General features: G+C 40.4%; 13 protein-coding genes. 5 read left to right on the top strand and 8 right to left on the bottom strand.

What is annotated here, in order from left to right; genetic code table 11:
- Window positions 1-3: 3 nt before the first annotated feature.
- The 7 genes from H5187_RS04345 to H5187_RS04375 form a co-directional block, all read right to left on the bottom strand.
- Window positions 4-825 carry an ABC transporter ATP-binding protein gene (locus H5187_RS04345; RefSeq protein ID WP_145235336.1) on the bottom strand — a complete coding sequence of 274 codons (822 nt, stop codon included), beginning with the start codon at window positions 823-825 and terminating at the stop codon, window positions 4-6.
- Between the two features lie 82 nt (window positions 826-907).
- Window positions 908-2,158, bottom strand: coding sequence for an ABC transporter substrate-binding protein (locus H5187_RS04350; RefSeq protein ID WP_145235338.1), 1,251 nt, complete (start codon window positions 2,156-2,158; stop codon window positions 908-910).
- 96 nt (window positions 2,159-2,254) lie between these two features.
- Window positions 2,255-3,328: a branched-chain amino acid ABC transporter permease gene (locus H5187_RS04355; RefSeq protein WP_149982122.1), complete on the bottom strand. Its 1,074-nt coding sequence runs from the start codon at window positions 3,326-3,328 to the stop codon at window positions 2,255-2,257.
- A 68-nt stretch (window positions 3,329-3,396) separates the two neighbouring features.
- Window positions 3,397-4,290 (bottom strand): branched-chain amino acid ABC transporter permease, encoded by an 894-nt coding sequence (locus H5187_RS04360; RefSeq protein WP_182797579.1) that lies wholly within the window; start codon window positions 4,288-4,290, stop codon window positions 3,397-3,399.
- Window positions 4,287-6,248: a long-chain fatty acid--CoA ligase gene (locus H5187_RS04365; protein WP_182797580.1), complete on the bottom strand. Its 1,962-nt coding sequence runs from the start codon at window positions 6,246-6,248 to the stop codon at window positions 4,287-4,289. The genes H5187_RS04360 and H5187_RS04365 overlap by 4 nt, the downstream gene beginning before the upstream one ends.
- Complete coding sequence (locus tag H5187_RS04370; RefSeq protein WP_182717177.1) at window positions 6,248-7,054, bottom strand: ABC transporter ATP-binding protein; 807 nt, start codon at window positions 7,052-7,054, stop codon at window positions 6,248-6,250. Before H5187_RS04370 ends, H5187_RS04365 begins: the two co-directional genes overlap by 1 nt.
- Window positions 7,055-7,194: 140 nt before the next feature.
- Window positions 7,195-8,235: a DcaP family trimeric outer membrane transporter gene (locus H5187_RS04375; RefSeq protein WP_145235348.1), complete on the bottom strand. Its 1,041-nt coding sequence runs from the start codon at window positions 8,233-8,235 to the stop codon at window positions 7,195-7,197.
- Between the two features lie 181 nt (window positions 8,236-8,416).
- Between H5187_RS04375 and H5187_RS04380 the strand changes: the two genes are divergently transcribed.
- Complete coding sequence (locus tag H5187_RS04380) at window positions 8,417-11,956, top strand: PAS-domain containing protein (RefSeq protein WP_182797581.1); 3,540 nt, start codon at window positions 8,417-8,419, stop codon at window positions 11,954-11,956.
- Here H5187_RS04380 and H5187_RS04385 read toward each other — a convergent pair.
- Window positions 11,953-12,615 (bottom strand): response regulator transcription factor, encoded by a 663-nt coding sequence (locus H5187_RS04385; protein ID WP_145235355.1) that lies wholly within the window; start codon window positions 12,613-12,615, stop codon window positions 11,953-11,955. The genes H5187_RS04380 and H5187_RS04385 overlap by 4 nt on opposite strands.
- Before the next feature lie 492 nt (window positions 12,616-13,107).
- Here H5187_RS04385 and epd point away from each other — a divergent pair, with 492 nt between their 5' ends.
- The 4 genes from epd to phoB all read left to right on the top strand — a co-directional run bounded on the left by epd (window position 13,108) and on the right by phoB (window position 17,979).
- Window positions 13,108-14,124, top strand: coding sequence for an erythrose-4-phosphate dehydrogenase (gene epd, locus H5187_RS04390; protein ID WP_145235357.1), 1,017 nt, complete (start codon window positions 13,108-13,110; stop codon window positions 14,122-14,124).
- A gap of 69 nt (window positions 14,125-14,193) precedes the next feature.
- Window positions 14,194-15,369 carry a phosphoglycerate kinase gene (locus H5187_RS04395; RefSeq protein ID WP_145235359.1) on the top strand — a complete coding sequence of 392 codons (1,176 nt, stop codon included), beginning with the start codon at window positions 14,194-14,196 and terminating at the stop codon, window positions 15,367-15,369.
- 230 nt (window positions 15,370-15,599) lie between these two features.
- Entirely contained in the window at window positions 15,600-16,664 is a 1,065-nt protein-coding gene (fba, locus tag H5187_RS04400) for a class II fructose-bisphosphate aldolase (protein WP_145235361.1), read from the top strand.
- Between the two features lie 625 nt (window positions 16,665-17,289).
- Entirely contained in the window at window positions 17,290-17,979 is a 690-nt protein-coding gene (gene phoB, locus H5187_RS04405; protein ID WP_145235364.1) for a phosphate regulon transcriptional regulator PhoB, read from the top strand.
- The last annotated feature ends 69 nt before the right edge of the window (window positions 17,980-18,048 follow it).

The following is an 18,048-nucleotide window of genomic DNA, read 5'->3' on the forward strand; positions in this document are numbered from 1 at the left end:
TGATTACAACCAGCGTTTGCGACGTTTATATGACTTAAGATCTTTAAAGCTTTTACGTTCTTCGTTACCGCCACCGAGGTAAAACTCTTTTACATCTTCGTTGTTTAAAAGCTGCTCTTGTGTGCCATCTAATACAACTTTCCCTGATTCAATGATGTAACCATAATTAGCCGCTCTCAGTGCATAGTTGGCATTTTGTTCTACCAACAGCATAGTAATACCTTGATCTTGGTTAATCTTTTTTATGATTCCGAACACTTCTTTAACCAATAATGGCGATAACCCCATCGATGGCTCATCGAGGCAAATCATCTTTGGACGTGCCATTAATGCACGGCCAATTGCCAGCATTTGTTGTTCGCCACCTGATAAATATCCAGCTAAGCCTGTGCGTTCTTTTAAGCGAGGGAAATAGTGGTACACCATTTCAATGTCTTGATTTATTTGTGCGTCTTTGCGGGTAAAGGCGCCGAGTTTTAAGTTTTCTAGAGAGGTCATATCTTCGATGATACGACGCCCTTCCATAACCTGAAACAATCCACTGCGCACCACATCTTCGGCATTTTTATTGTCTATTCGTTCGCCCATAAAGGTAATGTCGCCTTTAGTGACTTCGCCATTTTCAGTTTTTAATAAGCCAGAAATGGCTTTTAAGGTGGTTGATTTTCCTGCGCCATTTGGCCCAAGTAGGGTGACTATTTCACCCTCTGGCACATCTAAACTAACACCACGTAAAACTTGGATGACTTCATCGTAAACAACTTCAATATTGTTAACGCTTAGAATTGGTGATGCAGGTTGTATTTTTATAGCTGCTTGTGACATAGCTAACTCCGTGAAAAATTAATAATTTATCAGCGGATGAAAATAACGAGATGCTTCATCCGCTGCTATGTTTAACGAGCTATTAAAAACCTAACCACGCATCACGGCGCTCAATGGTTACCAGTGATAACTCTTCAACGACGACATTGCCTTCGTTATAGTTGCCTTTGTAAATGTAAACTTGGTTAGTGCCACGGTGATCTTGTTCACTCCAGTTGCCCGCAAGGCATACGCCTTCAAGTCCTGCTGGTACCCAATCTTTACGGGCATACATGGCTTTTTTAATATTTTCACCGGTTATTCCGCCGTTATCTTTTGCCCATTCCATAGCCTCTTTCATAAAGAATGTTGAGCACACGCCACGAATGTAATGATGAACACGCTCTTCTTGGCCTGAAGGGTCTGATTGTTTTGAAATCTCCCTAACGAGTTTCATGCCAGGTACTTGATCAGTCCAAAACGGCGTCATAGCTGGAAATACATAATCTTTAATGCCTTCGCCCGCAGCTTGGAATATTTTTTTATCGCCCCCCCATATATTCGACATAAACTGAATATCGGTACCAACGGTGTTACATGATTTAACTAACGACAATACTGAACCACCTAGATTGCCTATATATCCGTAATTTGAGCCTGAGCTTTTTAAGCTTAAACATTGCGCTTTAAAATCACCTGGTTTCATCGAAATAACAACCGCAGGTTGTACATCAAAGCCTAATTCGGTGGCGTACTCTGCACAGGCTTCTTTCGGTGCATTAGGGAAGGGGTGATTTGCACCAATATGAGTAAACTTAGGTTTGCCTTTGCCCCCCTTTTTTTGCCAGTCCTCAGCTGCCCACTGGACTAAACCGCGGCACGCATCTGAATAGGATGCGCCGTAAAAAAAGTTATAAGGAGCTGGTTTCTTTGTATGTGGGTTTTTACCCATAGGATCCGTTAAGTGGCCAGAGTAAGACGCTGAAAATACTGGTAGTTTATCTTTGGCTACAAATGAGATCAGTGCTTCGGTATCAGCGGTGCCCCAGCCTTGCATGGCAACCATGTTTTTACGCGAATGCCACTTTTTATAAGCGGCAATCGCTTGCGGCACTTTGTAAGCGTAATCAATTGTTTCATATTCGAGTTTAGTGCCATTGATGCCACCATTTTCGTTAATGTAAGCTAGGGAATCACGCACGCCGTCAGCGTAATTTTTACCAACAAAAGCTGTCGGGCCACTCATATCAGCTAGATGACCAACAAAGACTGAGTCTTCAGCGAATGTTTGTTGGCTGGTGCACAGCGCGCTTACTATTAATAGAGACGTTAATTTTGCCTTATGATTGTGCATAACTATTTCCTTTTTCTTTTTATGGCTAGATTGCCAATTATTTACGCATTAATGATGCTCATGTGTGTTGTATATGCTTAAGTTAGTGTCTATTGATTAGTACGAGAACGGGTAAAACTTCCAATAGTTTTTAATTTGTGCCCAGCGGTGTGCCATGCCTTGCGGCTCAAAAATAAGGAATAAGATAATCACTAAGCCAATGGCCATTTCTTTGATATAGGCCAGGCCATCAACCACCATTGGAATATTGCCCCAGTCGGTCATTTTCATTAAACCTACGCCGCTTTCGAGCACTTCAGGTAAAAACACCATAAATACCACACCCATTAAGGTGCCTTTAATTGAACCCAAGCCGCCGATGATGATCATGGCTAAAAATTGAATCGACATAAATAAGGTGAAGCCTTCGGCAGAAACATAGCCTAAGTAATGGGCATATAAGGCACCGCCAATACCGGCATAAAAAGACGATATACCAAAAGAGAGTAAGCGATATTTATTGAGCTTGATACCCATGATCTCAGCTGATAGATAATGGTCACGTACTGCAACAAAGGCGCGACCATCACGACTGCGCATCAGATTACAGCCCCAAATATACATAATAACTAAGGCTGCTAAGGCGATATAAAAGAAGCTTTCATCGCTATTAAAAACAAAGCCAAATATACTAATTGGGTCGGCAGATGAGCCGGCAGAACCACCAGAAAACCAGTCAGCACGGGCAAAGAAGTCTTCTAAAATAAACTGCGCAGCCAGTGTGGCTATAGCTAAGTACAAGCCTTTAATTCTTGAGGCCGGTAAACCAAACATCATGCCTACAGCCATTGTTAAAAAACCAGCCAGTGGAATACACAGCAATACAGGAATACCAAAGGAGATATTGAGCCATGCTGATGCAAAAGCACCAAAGCCAAAAAATGCGCCATGACCTAATGAAATTTGTCCGGTGTAACCGACCAAAATATTGAGCCCTAGTGCGGCTATCCCTAAATATGAAATTTGAATAAATAGGGTTAGGTAATATGCATCGACTAAGTATGGCGCTGCACATAATAGGGCAATTGCGAAAATTGCCACATTTTTGATGGTTGTTGTTTCAAAAATTGTATTATCTTGTTTATAACTGGTGCGGAAATCGCCGCAGGGTCTCATGGTTAAACTGGACATAATAAACTCCTAAAATTTACCTTTATCTGCACTTGTTAGGCGCTATTGATGCACCTAAATCGGCTTGTTTAAATACGTTCAATATCTTTTGTGCCGAACAAACCGTATGGTTTGAACCAAAGGATGACGAGCAACACGTAAAATGGTGCGATGTCATACATATTGCCAACATGCAGATATTGGCTGTCGAAAAACTCAGCGACATTCTCTAATACACCAATGATCAAACCACCGACAATAGCGCCGATGATAGAATCTAAACCGCCAAGAATAACTGCAGGGAAAACTTTGATACCAATTAATGACAGTGAATTTGAAACCCCGTTTACCATGCCAATAACAATTCCAGCTGTGGCTGAAACCGTAGCAGCAATACCCCAGCTCATAGCAAAAACTTGTTTTACCGAAATACCTAAGCTTTGTGCAATCTGTTGATCAAAGGCTGTGGCTCGCATTGCTAAACCGTATTTTGAATGTTTAAAGAATAGATAGAAGGCAACCATAATTATTAAGGCGATTATGGTGCTCATTAAGTAAGCGGCTTCAATGTTCAAGCCAAATATTTGGATGCTATTAGTGGTAAATACTTGCGGGTAACTTTGCGCTGAAACACCAAAAATCCATTTCATCAAGGCTTGAAAAAAGATTGATAAGCCAATGGTGATCATGATCACTGAGATAATAGGTTCACCTATCATCGGGCGTAAAACAATCATTTGCAGCAGCACACCAAAGATTGCCATAAAGGCCATTGTCAGTAAAAAGCCCACTACAAAAGGCAGCTCTAAATAAATCAGTACTGCCCAGCATACCCAGGCACCCACTAATAAAAACTCACCTTGGGCAAAGTTTACAATTTGCGTTGATTTGTACACTAATACAAAGCACATCCCAACGACGCCATAGAGTAAGCCGACAATTAAACCATTGACGATTAGTTGAATTAGCAATTCAAAATTCATGAGACTCTCCGTGTTATGTTGATAGTGTTATCAGCAGCCGTGCAGGCTGTTTCGATCAGCGAAGTGACTTTAAGCTGGGTTTGAATACGGGTTTTAGTACCATCTTGAAATACCACCATGGTATCAATATCAACATTTTCCTTGTTGTCATAAATGGATGAAATAATGTCGCCATATTTATCCGCAATAACACTACGGCGAACTTTACGGGTTCGTGTTAATTCGCCATCATCGGCATCAAGTTCTTTGTAAAGTAATAAAAATTTATGGATTTTTTGTGATTCAGGAAGTGACTCATTGACGCGCATTATTTCTTCGCCAATTTTTTCGTACACTTCAGGCAGGGTTGATAAGTTGGTGTAGTTGGTAAACGACAGCCCTTGTTGCTCAGCCCATTTCGCAACAATACTAAAACGAATACAAATGATGGCTGATAGATAAGGCTTTGCTTTACCTAAAATAACGGCTTCGCCAATAAATGAAGAAAACTTAAGTTTGTTTTCTATATATTGAGGAGAATATTGTGCGCCGTCGCTGGTGCAAGCGAGATCTTTGATCCGATCAATCACCACTAAATGGCCAGACGGTTTAAAGTAACCGGCATCACCTGTTTGCATCCAGCCGTCAATCACGTCTTCATCATAGGCTTGTTGATTATTAAGGTAGCCACTAAACATTCCGACTGTTTTAGCAATAACTTCGCCAATACCGGCTTTATCGGGATTAATGACTTTAATTTGTGCATTATCAAACGCGACGCCAACACTGTCGTAGTCAACATCGGCTTCATGATGGATGGTGTAAGCTCCGCACATTTCTGTTTGGCCGTAGAGTTGGCGTAAAGGCACACCAATGGTTTGGAAAAACTTAAAGGTGTCAGGCCCCATCGCAGCTCCGCCGGTGGCAGCCGATTTTAAGAATGAAAAACCGAGTCGATCACGAAGTGCTTTTAGCAGTAGAATTTCAGCTAGCCATGATTTTTTGCCTGTTACTTGGCTTTGCTCAGCCAGCTTCATGGCAAAATTAAATAGCTTTCTTTTAAAAGGTGTTGAATCCATCATACGGGTTTGTACGTCAGCTAAAATGCCTTCCCATACCCGTGGTGCTAATAGTACAAAGCTGGGGCCAATTTCTCGTAGGTCAGCCATGAGTGTTTGTTGTTCTTCAACAAAATTTACAATTTGACGGGCGATCAGTGCTTGGCCAATTGCATAGACTTGCTCCATGATCCAAGGTAAGGGCAATACAGATACATAGTTGTCGCCAGCTTGACGCGGGTCAGCACGTAAATATGAACTACAGTGCTTAATAAAATTGCCACCATTGAGTAGGGCAATTTTGGGTTTTGATGTGGTACCTGAAGTGGTGCAGTAAATAGCAATGTCGTCAGGGGCTGAGGCATCTATCATGGCTTGATAACGATCAGGGGATGCTTGTTCGAGTTCTTGGCCCAGTATGTATAGGGTATTGATATCTATAAGTCGCGAGTCGTTGTATTTGCGCATACCTCTTGGGTCGCAATAAACAATGAATTTTACTTGCTCTATGCCATCACCTAAATCAAGTAATTTATCGCATTGCTCTTCGTTTTCAGCAATCACAACGGTTGCGCCACTGCTAGCGAGTAAATAGATTACTTCGTCATGCATTGAATCTTGATAAATACCTAATGAATGGCAACGTAAAGCGTGAGCAGCAATTTCGCCCCATATCCATTCTGGGCGGTTATCACCAAGTAAGGCAATGGTATCATCTGTATTCACGCCTTTGTTACTCAACGCGAGCGACAACCACTTTACTTTATTGTTATATTCGGCCCAGCTGAACTCGTTCCAAATACCAAACTCTTTTTCTCGCATCGCCACCATATCAGGCCAATGCGTGGCATTGTGTTGTAGAATTTTGGGGAAGGTATTCAGTTCACCCATCTCAAAATCTTGATTGATTTGGCTAGTCATTAACTTACCTCCTCTAAGGTGGCTGGCTCTGCGTCGTCTTCAAGACCAAGGTAGGCACGTTTAACATAGGGGTCAGCCATGACTTCGTGTGGTAAACCAGAAATTAATTTTTTACCAAAATCCAGCACCATAACTTCATGAGAAATATCCATTACAACTCCCATATCATGTTCAATCATAACGACCGTAATACCGAATTCTTCATTTAAATCGAGGATGTATCTGGCCATGTCTTCTTTTTCTTCCAGATTCATTCCAGCCATTGGTTCGTCAAGTAAAATCAGTTTTGGGTTTAGAGCCATTGCACGAGCTAATTCAACGCGTTTACGAAGCCCGTAAGACAAGGTGCCAGCGATGGATTTTCTGATATGAGAGATCTCAAGGAAGTCGATCACTTCTTCTACTTTTCTTCGGTGAGCGAGTTCTTCTTTTTGCGCCCCAGAAGCCCAATATAACGGCCCTGTTAACCAATTGTTTTTTAATAAGTGATGGCGACCAACCATAATATTATCGAGCACTGACATATGGCCAAATAAGGCTAAGTTTTGAAAAGTACGGCCCATACCTAAGTCTGCGCGGTCATTGGGTTTTAAGTGGGTAACATCTTGATCTGCAAAGGTGATTTTTCCACTGTTAGGTTGATAGCGGCCAGAAATGCAATTGAGCATTGATGTTTTACCAGCCCCATTTGGGCCAATAATTGAAAATACAGAGCCTTTAGTCACCGAAAAACTAACATCTGTTAAGGCTTTAACACCACCAAAAGCTAGCGATATTTGCTCTATATTGAGTATCGATGTTGTCATACTCATACTCCTAAATTTAACTGAGAATAAAAATGAATAACGAATGCGTTGAAAAATAAGAGGGGGTGAACCCTCTTTAAAATGTATTAACGGTTGGGGTCGTTATTACACACAACAAACATTAGAAAGTGTTCTGTCAGCTAGAGGATGTATCTCATTGTGGCTTGTAGGTAATTTGAATCTTTATCTAACTCATCAATTGAAAAGTTACCGACTTCAATACCCACTTCGAGTTCTTTAGTTAAGTTTTGAAAGAGGTTTATACCCCATTGCGTACGCTCACGATTGGATACATCTCCATCAACTTTGCCGTACAGCACGCTTGAACGCAGTGAATCATTCCAAAAATGACGATAGGCCACTAATACAGAGGTGATATCTTCAACTTCTTCACCATAGAGATCTTTAACAGCCGCAGCCCCTACATAGCGGCCTAAATCACCTTTATGAATTTGTAGGCGTAAGTCATCTTTTCCTGTTGTTTTAATTCGTGCCGCAACAGATGCGCCAAAGGCGCTTTCAGTGTTACCTGATAAGGTATGTAATTGCCGTGCTAAGCCAGAAATAGAGACATTGCCCCAATCACCTTTGATGTTATAGCGTGCGATTAAATCAGGAATATTATCGTTTGCGGTATCGCCCCCCCAGCTCTCAGGATTTTCAATGGATACTTGGAAGTTGCCCATGTTATAACGTACTTGTCCTTGACGAATAAATACTAGACCTGTTGTTGCGCCAGCAAAATCGGCAGTTTCAGGAATTGCGCTAGTATTCATAAAGGTTGACCAAGTTTGGCCAACAGTGAGATCTTTGTAGTTTATAAAAGCATGTCGGATGCGCGGGTTAGCTGAGTTAGAGACAATTTCATTACCGCCGCCGCCCCAAAAATCCATTTCGATGAAGCCTGTTATCTCGCCGTGTTGGTATTTAGTATTGAAACGGGTTTCGTTAGCAAAGATACGAAACTGGGATGCGTCTTCTTCTAAAGCAATGCCATCACCAATCCAGTAATCACGATAGGCAATGTCACCGTCAACGTATCGTGCATCAATTTTAATGTAGCCACCGAAGGTTAATTTATCGTTTTCAGTTATGTTGATCTCGTAGCCTGCCAGTGCGGATGTACTGGCAGTAAGAAAAGCAGATGTAAGCAGTAATTTTTTATATTGTGTGTTGAACATCGACCAAATTCCTTTGTTATTATGTGTGATTCATACTAGGTGAGTCGAAAAAATCAACAATTGTAAATAAGGGCTAGTACCTTGCGCTTAGTCCTTTAGTCCAATGTTATATGCTGTGTTTTACGGGCAAAGTAAGCATTGAAAATAATAATAAATACAATTTGATACAAAGAAGAGCGCGATGTTTTCTAATTGGTTGTTGGTTAGTGTAAGTATTGGTTACATTAGTTTGTTATTTCTAATTGCCCACCTTGGGGGCAAGTATCGACATAAGCTAGTTGCCAAACAGCATGCTATTATTTATGCCTTATCATTAGGGGTTTACTGTACGTCTTGGGGGTTTCTAGGTACTTCAGCGCAGGCGGCAAATAGCTCTTTTTCTTATATTTCGGTTTATTTAGCCCCTATTTTATTATTTATATTTGCTTGGCCTTTTATTCAGCGGATCATAAAAACCTGCCTCAAACTCAAAAGTACTTCCATTGCTGATTTACTTTCGGCTCGGTTTGGTAAATCACAAAGCTTAGCCTTGTTGGTAACGTTAGTGGCCATGATTGGCACCTTGCCTTATATTGCTTTGCAGCTTAAAGCGATTGTTTACTCTTATAAAATTTTACAGCAAAGCCAAGATTTTCCGATTTGGCAATTAGGTTTAATCGTTAGCCTGATTTTAGCTGGATTCACCATTATCTTTGGCATTCGAACTATCGATGTAACAGAGCGTCATCCTGGTGTGATGATAGCGATTGCCTTTGAATCGTTAGTTAAACTGATCGCTTTTTTACTTGTTGGCTTATTTGTATCGTTTGTAATTTACGATTCACCTGTAGACATTTGGCAAAAGTCACAAGGTTTTGTGTCTTTATCGCAGCAGTTTGAAAGCTATAACCTAGTAGGTATGGTGGGTTTATTGATCATCGTTATGTCAGCTTTTTTATGTTTACCAAGGCAATTTCAAGTTATGTTTGTTGAAATTAAAGAGCAAAAAACCAGTAATTTAGCACGTTGGTTATTGCCTATTTATATCTTGGTATTCGCATTTTTTGCAGGCCCTATAGGCCTTGCTGGCACATTAAATTATGGTCACTCTTTAGACCCTGACGCGTATGTTTTATTTTTGCCCGCTTATAACGGCCAAGAGTGGTTGTCGCTATTTGCATTTTTAGGAGCGGTTTCTGCGGCAAGTTCAATGGTAATTGTATCGACCATTGCTTTGAGTACTATGCTCAGTAATGAAATTGTTTTTCCATTAATTTTTAAATTAGCACCTCGTAAGCACCACGACTTTTTACACTTTCAATCCCGATTATTATTGATCCGAAAAATATTAGTGGTGGTGGTTATTGCACTTAGTTATTGCATGTTACTGGTATCTCCCCCTGATACGCTGGCATCACTTGGGGAGGTTGCGTTTGGCGCGATTGCGCAAATAGGGCCTGCATTGGTTGCTGCTTTTTTTTGGCGAAGAGCAACTCAAAAGGGCGTTTTTTGGGGCATGTTTTGTGGTTTCTCTATTTGGGCACTGTTTAATTTATTACCACAGCTTGGGTTTTATGCACACCCGTTAAGCAATACAAATTGGCCTGCTACAACGGTGGCTACCTTGTTTGGCTTGGCTATTAACCTTATTGTGCTGTTTATTGTTTCACAGCTTACTCGGCAAAATATTCGCGAAGAAATGCAGAGTAAATATTTCTATGAAACCGATAATAAACAAGATTCACATCTGCCTAAACAACCAAAAATAGATCGTCAGGAACTCGAGCTGTTAATTGCTCGCTTTATTGGTCAAGACAAAGCAGCCGAGTGCTTTGCTGAATTTAATCAATCACATAAAATTAAAAAGCATAAAACCTATAATGAGGCTTTATTACTGCATGCAGAGCAGACATTAGCGAGTGTAATGGGCTCGGCATCAGCCAAATTGGTGATTTCTTTTGCTTTGGCTGGTCGTGATATCGCATTTGATCAAGTTGCTAAAATTGTTGAGGATAACTCTACTCAACAACTTGAATTTAGTCGTTCAGTATTGCAAGGAGCGATTGAAAATACCAGTGAAGGGATCTCTGTGATAGATGCTAATTTGAATTTAGTAGCATGGAATAAGCAGTATCTAGATATTTTTAATTACCCTAAAAATTTAATTTATATTGGTTGCCCAATTAGCCAGTTGATCCGCTTCAACCTTAGCAATCAAAATCGCTATATACATAATATTGAGGGGCAGGTTAATAAACGTCTTGAGTACTTAAAAGCCGGTAGTAAGCATAAATCAGAGCGAAAGTTAGCCAATGGTAAGGTGCTGTTAATTGAAGGGAACCCAATACCTGGTGGAGGATTTGTGATGATTTTCTCAGATATTACGGAGTTTCGCCGAGCAGAAAATTATTTAAAAGAAGAAAATACCGATCTTGAAAGTCGTGTTCTTGCGCGCACGACAGAATTAGAACTAGCAAACTTAGAGCTTGAAAAAGCTAATCGAGAACTCGCTGATGCAAGGTTAAAAGCAGAGCAGGCTCATTTGAAAAAGAGTCAATATTTAAGAGCCTGTAGTCATGATCTTTTGCAACCATTGTCGGCTGCTCGGTTGTTTTCTTCTGCGGTTTGTTTGAGCCCTAGAGTGTCAATACAAGAGCGTGAGCAAATTAAGAAAATTGATAATTCGTTAGAGATAGCAAATAACCTATTACTTGATTTAAATGAAATTGCGCGGATTGAAAGTGGCAATATCACCCCTGTTTTCAATGACATTGCACTGGAGCGGGTATTTAGTATGTTGCATTCGGAGTTTTCTGCCTTGAGTAAAGATTATAAAATTGATTTTCGCTGTCACTCAAGTCAATTATTTATCCGCACAGATCTAACTTTGCTAACGCGGATTGTGCAAAACTTTTTAAGTAATGCATTTCGCTATGCAAATAACGGTAAAGTATTGCTGGGTTGTCGTCGTAAGGGCAATTACTTAAGTATTCAAGTAATTGATAACGGACCTGGCATCCCCGAAGATAAGCAGCAAGAAGTATTTGAACAATTTACACAATTATCGACGCAAATGATTGGCCCTAAAGGCTTGGGGTTGGGTTTAAATATTGCACAAAGCCTGGCTAATATTCTTGAGCATAAGGTTGGCTTGGTATCAGAGCCTGAGCATGGCTGCTTGTTTAGCGTTGAAGTACCGATTGTAAACCGTGTACAGCAAACAAAGCCGACACTTGCCCCTAAGAATATGACTTTGCAAGGAGTTGGGGTGCTATGTATTGATAACGAAAAAGATGTTATTGCAGGTATGACCGAGCTTTTAACAGCCTGGAAATGTCGTGTATTTACCGCGACAACCGCAGCTGAGGCGTCTGCACTTTATAAAACACATGAAGATGAAATTGATATTCTCTTAGTTGATTATCAACTTAGTGCTGAACCAATGTTCCCCGCTAACCCTTTGCATATTGTAACAGTAGACTACTCTGAGCGTCAGGAGCAAAAGCCTCACTCGGAGCATCTTGATGGCTGTAATGGCATTGAATTAATCAAGCGTATTCGAGCAATCAGCCAGTATCCATTACCTGCGATTTTAATCACCGCAACAACTGATGAGTTAGTGCAAGTACAGGCAAAGCAAGCCGATATTGGCTATTTGCGGAAAATCATCAAGCCCGTCGCATTACGGGCGTTGATGAGTGCTTTATTAACTAAACAGCTAGAAAAAAATTATAATAGTTAATGGCGATGAAAAGGTGAAAGTGATGCTTGTGCCAGTTGCTGCTCGTTTAATAAAATCACGGCTTGAGTTCGACTTTTTACCCCAAGTTTTAAGTATATTGTGCTGGCATGGCTTTTGATTGTAGATTCAGACAAGCTAAGTTCGTAGGCGATTTGTTTATTTAACAAACCATCGGCAAACATGTGTAATATTTTATGCTGTTGGGGCGTTAATGTTGCTAACTTTTCTGCTTGCTGTTGCTCTGGCGTATTTTTATTGTGATCATCGGTGGGTGTCCATAGTTTGCCTTGTAGCACATCTTCTATTGCTTTTATCATCTCAGGGACGGGAGTTGATTTAGGTATAAAGCCTGCTGCACCCAGGCTCATCGCTTTGCGTATGGTATCAGGCTCTTCAAAACCTGATACTACAATCACCCCTATTTCAGGATACAGCTCACGTATATTACTCAGCGTATTAAAACCCTGTGCACCCGGAATATCAAGATCGAGTAAGATCAGATCAACATCTGTGGTGTTTGCTAATTTGTGCTCTAATTCGGGAATTGTTTCGGCTTCAAGTAGGCAAGCATTATTAAAGCTTGATTCCAGCATAAGTAATAGTGCTTGTCGAAACAGCGGGTGATCATCTGCAATTAAGATTTTTGTGTGTGTTGTCATTTTATTTCTAACCTAATGTTTAGATTAATGATCTTTTAGTTTCATCAATTGTTTTTTGATTGAATAGTGTTCGTTGTCTTGAATAAAGTAACGCTATTATAAAATAATTCAATAATAATAAACCTAAATAGCATAAATTGACTAAAATTCACTCGTGAAAATGAACCTATAAGCGCTGTTTTATTCTATGTTATGAGTAGATATCAGGAAGAAAGGAGAGGGAGTAAACATTTATTTAATCTTGCCTTTTATATTCAGATTAAAGGTCGATTACCAAAATTGCAGCATCAAAAGCAGGCTTAACACATTTATTTAACTTTCCCTCTTATAATCAAGACAAAGGTCGATTACCAAAATTGCAGCATCAAAAGCGGGCTTAAAACATTTATTTAACTCTCCCTCTTATAATCAAGACAAAGGTCGATTACAATACGCGCATCTAAAAGGCAGGTTGCCTTTATCTGCAAGCAACTAGAGTGGATTTTCTTCTTCATGGCAATCAAACTTGCAATCAATGGTTTTGGTCGAATTGGTCGAAATATTGTTCGCGCTCTTTATGAATCGGGCTTAAGCGACGAGATCAAAATTGTTGCGATTAATGAACTTGCTGATCCTCAAGGGATCGCTCATCTTCTTAAATATGATACGTCTCATGGCCGTTTTGCGTTTCCAGTTACTTTAGGTGAAGACACCTTATCGGTAGCGGGCGATACAATTGCTTTATTTGCAGAACAAAACCCGCGTGAATTACCTTGGCAGTTACTTGATGTTGATGTGGTTTTAGAATGTACTGGTGTGTATCACTCTCGTGAACATGCGCAGTTACATCTTGATGCTGGCGCAAAGAAAGTCTTATTTTCTCAGCCCGCAGATGCGGATGTTGATGCCACTATTGTTTATGGTATCAATGATGATGAACTACTCGCTGAGCATACGATTGTCTCTAATGGATCATGTACCACAAACTGTATAGTACCGGTGATTAAAGTACTTGATGATGCCTTTGGTATAGAATCAGGGGCGATTACGACTATTCATGCGTCGATGAATGATCAGCAAGTAATTGATGCTTATCATCATGATTTACGTCGTACCCGCGCTGCGAGTCAGTCGATTATTCCCGTTGATACTAAATTAGCTCGCGGTATTGAGCGTATTTTACCTAAGTTCCATGGCCGCTTTGAAGCTATTTCGGTGCGAGTACCTACTATCAATGTTACTGCGATGGATTTGAGTGTGACTGTCAACGCCGATGTTGATTTAAAAGCGGTGAATAAGGTATTAAAAGCAGCAGCGAGAGACCGCCTAGAAGGTATTTTAAGTTATACCGAAGAGCCATTGGTCTCGGTTGATTTTAATCATGACCCACATTCTTGTATTATAGATGGCACACAGACACGAGTCAGTCATAAACGACTGATAAAGTTGTTAGTGTGGTGTGATAATGAGTGGGGGTTTGCTAATAGAATGCTCGATACAGCACGAGTGATGATGGCAGCAAGTAATTAATATAAAAGTTCAAACCTAAAAATAAAACCTATATATTTCAAGTCAGTATCGTTAACTAAGGAGAAGTCCATGTCGGTCATAAATATGGCGGATTTAGATTTAAACGGCAAACGCGTGTTAATTCGTGAAGATTTAAATGTACCAGTAAAAGCAGGTAAAGTGACCTCAGATGCACGTATTCGTGCTGCATTACCGAGTATTAAATTAGCCCTTGAAAAAGGCGCTAAAGTAATGGTTATGTCACACCTAGGCCGCCCTACGGAAGGGGAATATGATGAAGCGTTTTCTTTAGCGCCAGTTGTTGATTACCTTAATGAAGCACTTGAACAAAATGTACGTCTTGAAAAAGATTACTTAAATGGCGTTGAAATTGCTGATAATGAAGTGGTCGTTTTTGAAAACGTACGCTTTAATGTTGGCGAAAGCAAAGATGACGAAGCGTTATCTAAAAAGCTTGCTGCATTATGTGATGTGTATGTAATGGATGCATTTGGTACCGCCCATCGTGCTCAAGCGTCTACCCATGGCGTTGGTTTATTTGCAGATGTTGCTTGTGCAGGCCCACTATTGGCGGCTGAATTAGAGGCATTAGGTAAAGCACTTGATAACCCCGCTCGTCCATTAGTGGCGATTGTGGGCGGCTCTAAAGTATCAACTAAACTAACAGTACTTGATTCACTTTCAACGATTGTTGATCAATTAGTCACTGGTGGCGGTATTGCAAATACCTTTATTGCTGCGGCAGGCTACCCGGTTGGTAAGTCATTATACGAAGCTGACCTAATTGATGAAGCAAATAAGCTAAGTGCGGCTGCTAAAAGTAATAATGGTGAAATACCAGTACCTACTGATGTGGTTGTTGGCAATGAGTTTTCAGAATCAGCCGTTGCAACATTAAAAGATGTTAGCGAAGTAACAGACACAGATATGATTTTTGATATTGGCCCAGATACAGCGAGCAAACTTGCAAAAATTATTGCTAATGCAGGTACTGTTGTATGGAATGGTCCAGTAGGTGTATTTGAATTTGACCAGTTTGGTAATGGCACCCGTGCTATTGCTCAAGCAATCGCTAATTCAAATGCGTTCTCAATAGCTGGTGGCGGTGATACGTTAGCAGCGATTGATAAATACGGCATTGCCGATAAAATTTCGTATATTTCAACTGGCGGTGGTGCTTTCCTTGAGTTTTTAGAAGGGAAAAAATTACCAGCAGTTGCTATGCTTGAACAACGCGCTAAGTAATTAGCGTTTACTCAATGTAGTTAGCAATTGTTAGTTTAGGCTGCTAACTACACTGAGTGTGATCAGATATTAAATACCTCTCACCCTTATTTAATAGCTGGTTTTGTATGACGGTAAATTTGGCAAGAGCCAATACTATCGAGGTGCAGTGATTGCACCGAACTCAACTATTCCGTTCGAACTAGGTAGTTTTGCGCGTGCGCAGCTATCGACAATTTGGAGAATACCAAATGGCTTTAATCAGTATGCGACAACTTCTTGATCATGCAGCTGAACATGGTTATGGCGTACCAGCATTTAACGTTAATAACCAAGAGCAGATCCGCGCTATTATGATGGCGGCTGACAAAACTAACAGCCCAGTAATTGTACAAGGTTCAGCTGGCGCTCGTGCCTATGCTGGTGCCCCATTTATACGTCATATGATTTTAGCTGCGATTGAAGAGTGGCCACATATTCCAGTGGTAATGCATCAAGATCACGGTACCTCACCTGGCGTTTGCCAACGTTCAATTCAATTAGGTTTTTCATCAGTGATGATGGATGGCTCGTTAATGAGCGATGGTAAAACACCATCATCATATGAGTATAACGTTGATGTAACGCGTAAAACTGTTGAACTTGCACACTCTTGTGGTGTGTCTGTTGAAGGCGAGTTAGGTGTGCTAGGCTCACTTGAAACTGGCGAAGCTGGCGAAGAAGATGGCGTTGGTGCTGAAGGTAAACTAACCACAGATCAAATGTTAACCGATCCAGAAGAAGCGGCCGATTTTGTAAGTAAAACCCATGTTGATGCCTTAGCGATTGCGTGTGGTACTTCACACGGCGCGTATAAATTTACACGTCCGCCAACGGATGATATTTTGGCGATTGATCGTATTAAAGCGATCCACGCACGTATTCCTAACACTCACTTAGTTATGCACGGTTCGTCATCAGTGCCGCAAGAATGGCTTGAAATCATCAACCAATATGGTGGTGAGATCCCAGAAACCTATGGTGTGCCAGTTGAGCAGATCGTTGAGGGAATTAAGTTTGGTGTGCGTAAAGTAAATATCGATACAGACTTACGATTAGCATCTACAGGGGCTATTCGTCGCCATCTTGCGCTTAATCCAGCAAACTTTGATCCACGTAAGTATTTAGCTGAAGCGACAAAAGCAATGACAGAGATCTGTGTTGCACGTTATGAGTCATTTGGTACAGCGGGTCAAGCAGGTAAGATCAAACCAATCTCACTTGATGAGATGCACCTTAAATATTTAACGGGTGAATTAGATCCGAAAATTAAATAATTTAATTTATTAAGTTATAAAACAGCCAGTAGTGTTAAAGCTACTGGCTTTTTTATGCCTGATCGTAAAAGATCATTATTTTACCAAGCAGGGGCTTTGGGATCATTGCTTTACTAACTGTGCTTTGTTGAGATCAGATTTTTACTAAGGATCAGCTTGATTGGCAGAGGTTTTGTTATAAAAATAGCCATTTCAAAGCTTTGTTGTATAAATGATCAACAACTTATGGCTTTAGCTAGGTAAAACACTGATCCCAGATCTAACTCGGTTGGTAAACGAATGATCCCTGAAATGAAACTTGGTAGGATTTTGATCTCTGTTAATGATCGCCGATGTTAATAGGCGTTTTAATTGAGTTAGAGTATGAAGATGCTTTCGTGGCTTACATCGTGATACTGTATAGTTGATTATTGAAAGGGGAATTTAATACAAAGTAGTAATGTAGCAATTATAAAGTATGATTTTTAAATGTGAAATTTGATAATGCATGCTAATTATGTACCTTAAAAAGGTTTATTTTGCATTTTTTACCCCGCATTTCGATTTACACGTTACACTTTCATAAAAATGTCATACTTAGTCATAATAATGAAAACTAGTTCGATAACGAAAGAGATAAATTGGAATGTCACGTAAAGTACTTGTCGTCGATGACGAAGCACCGATCAGAGAGATGCTGGTTTTTGTATTAGAGCAAAATGGTTTTCAAGCAATTGAAGCGGAAGATTACGATTCAGCCATTGCAGCGATGGTAGAGCCTTATCCAGATATGGTGTTATTAGATTGGATGCTACCAGGTGGTAGTGGAATTCAAATTGCTAAAAAGTTTAAGCAAAGTGAATATACTCGCCAAATTCCTATTATTATGCTGACTGCTCGCGGCGAAGAAGAAGATAAAGTTCGCGGTCTTGAAGTCGGTGCTGATGATTATGTTACTAAACCATTTTCACCAAAAGAATTAATGGCGCGTATTAAAGCCGTTATTCGTCGTGTGTCGCCTACTTCATTGGAAGAAGCGATTGATGTACATGGTTTACGTCTTGATCCTATTTCACACCGTGTTACCTCTGAAGGTAGCGAGTTGGATATGGGACCGACAGAATTTCGCTTATTGCATTTCTTTATGACTCATCCTGAACGTGTTTATAGCCGTGAACAGCTACTAGATAACGTATGGGGGACTAATGTCTATGTTGAAGATAGAACCGTAGACGTGCATATTCGTCGCTTACGCAAAGCGATTGCACCGCTTGGTCATGACCGTTTAGTACAAACTGTACGTGGTGCAGGCTATCGTTTTTCCAGTAAATTATAAGTGTCATGGAGATGACCAAGCCAATAATTAATTTTGGCTTAAATTTACTTACTCTAAGGTAAAGTGAGT

It is taken from the genome of Pseudoalteromonas sp. SG44-1 (assembly GCF_014164315.1).
Classification (GTDB): Bacteria; Pseudomonadota; Gammaproteobacteria; order Enterobacterales; family Alteromonadaceae; genus Pseudoalteromonas; species Pseudoalteromonas rhizosphaerae.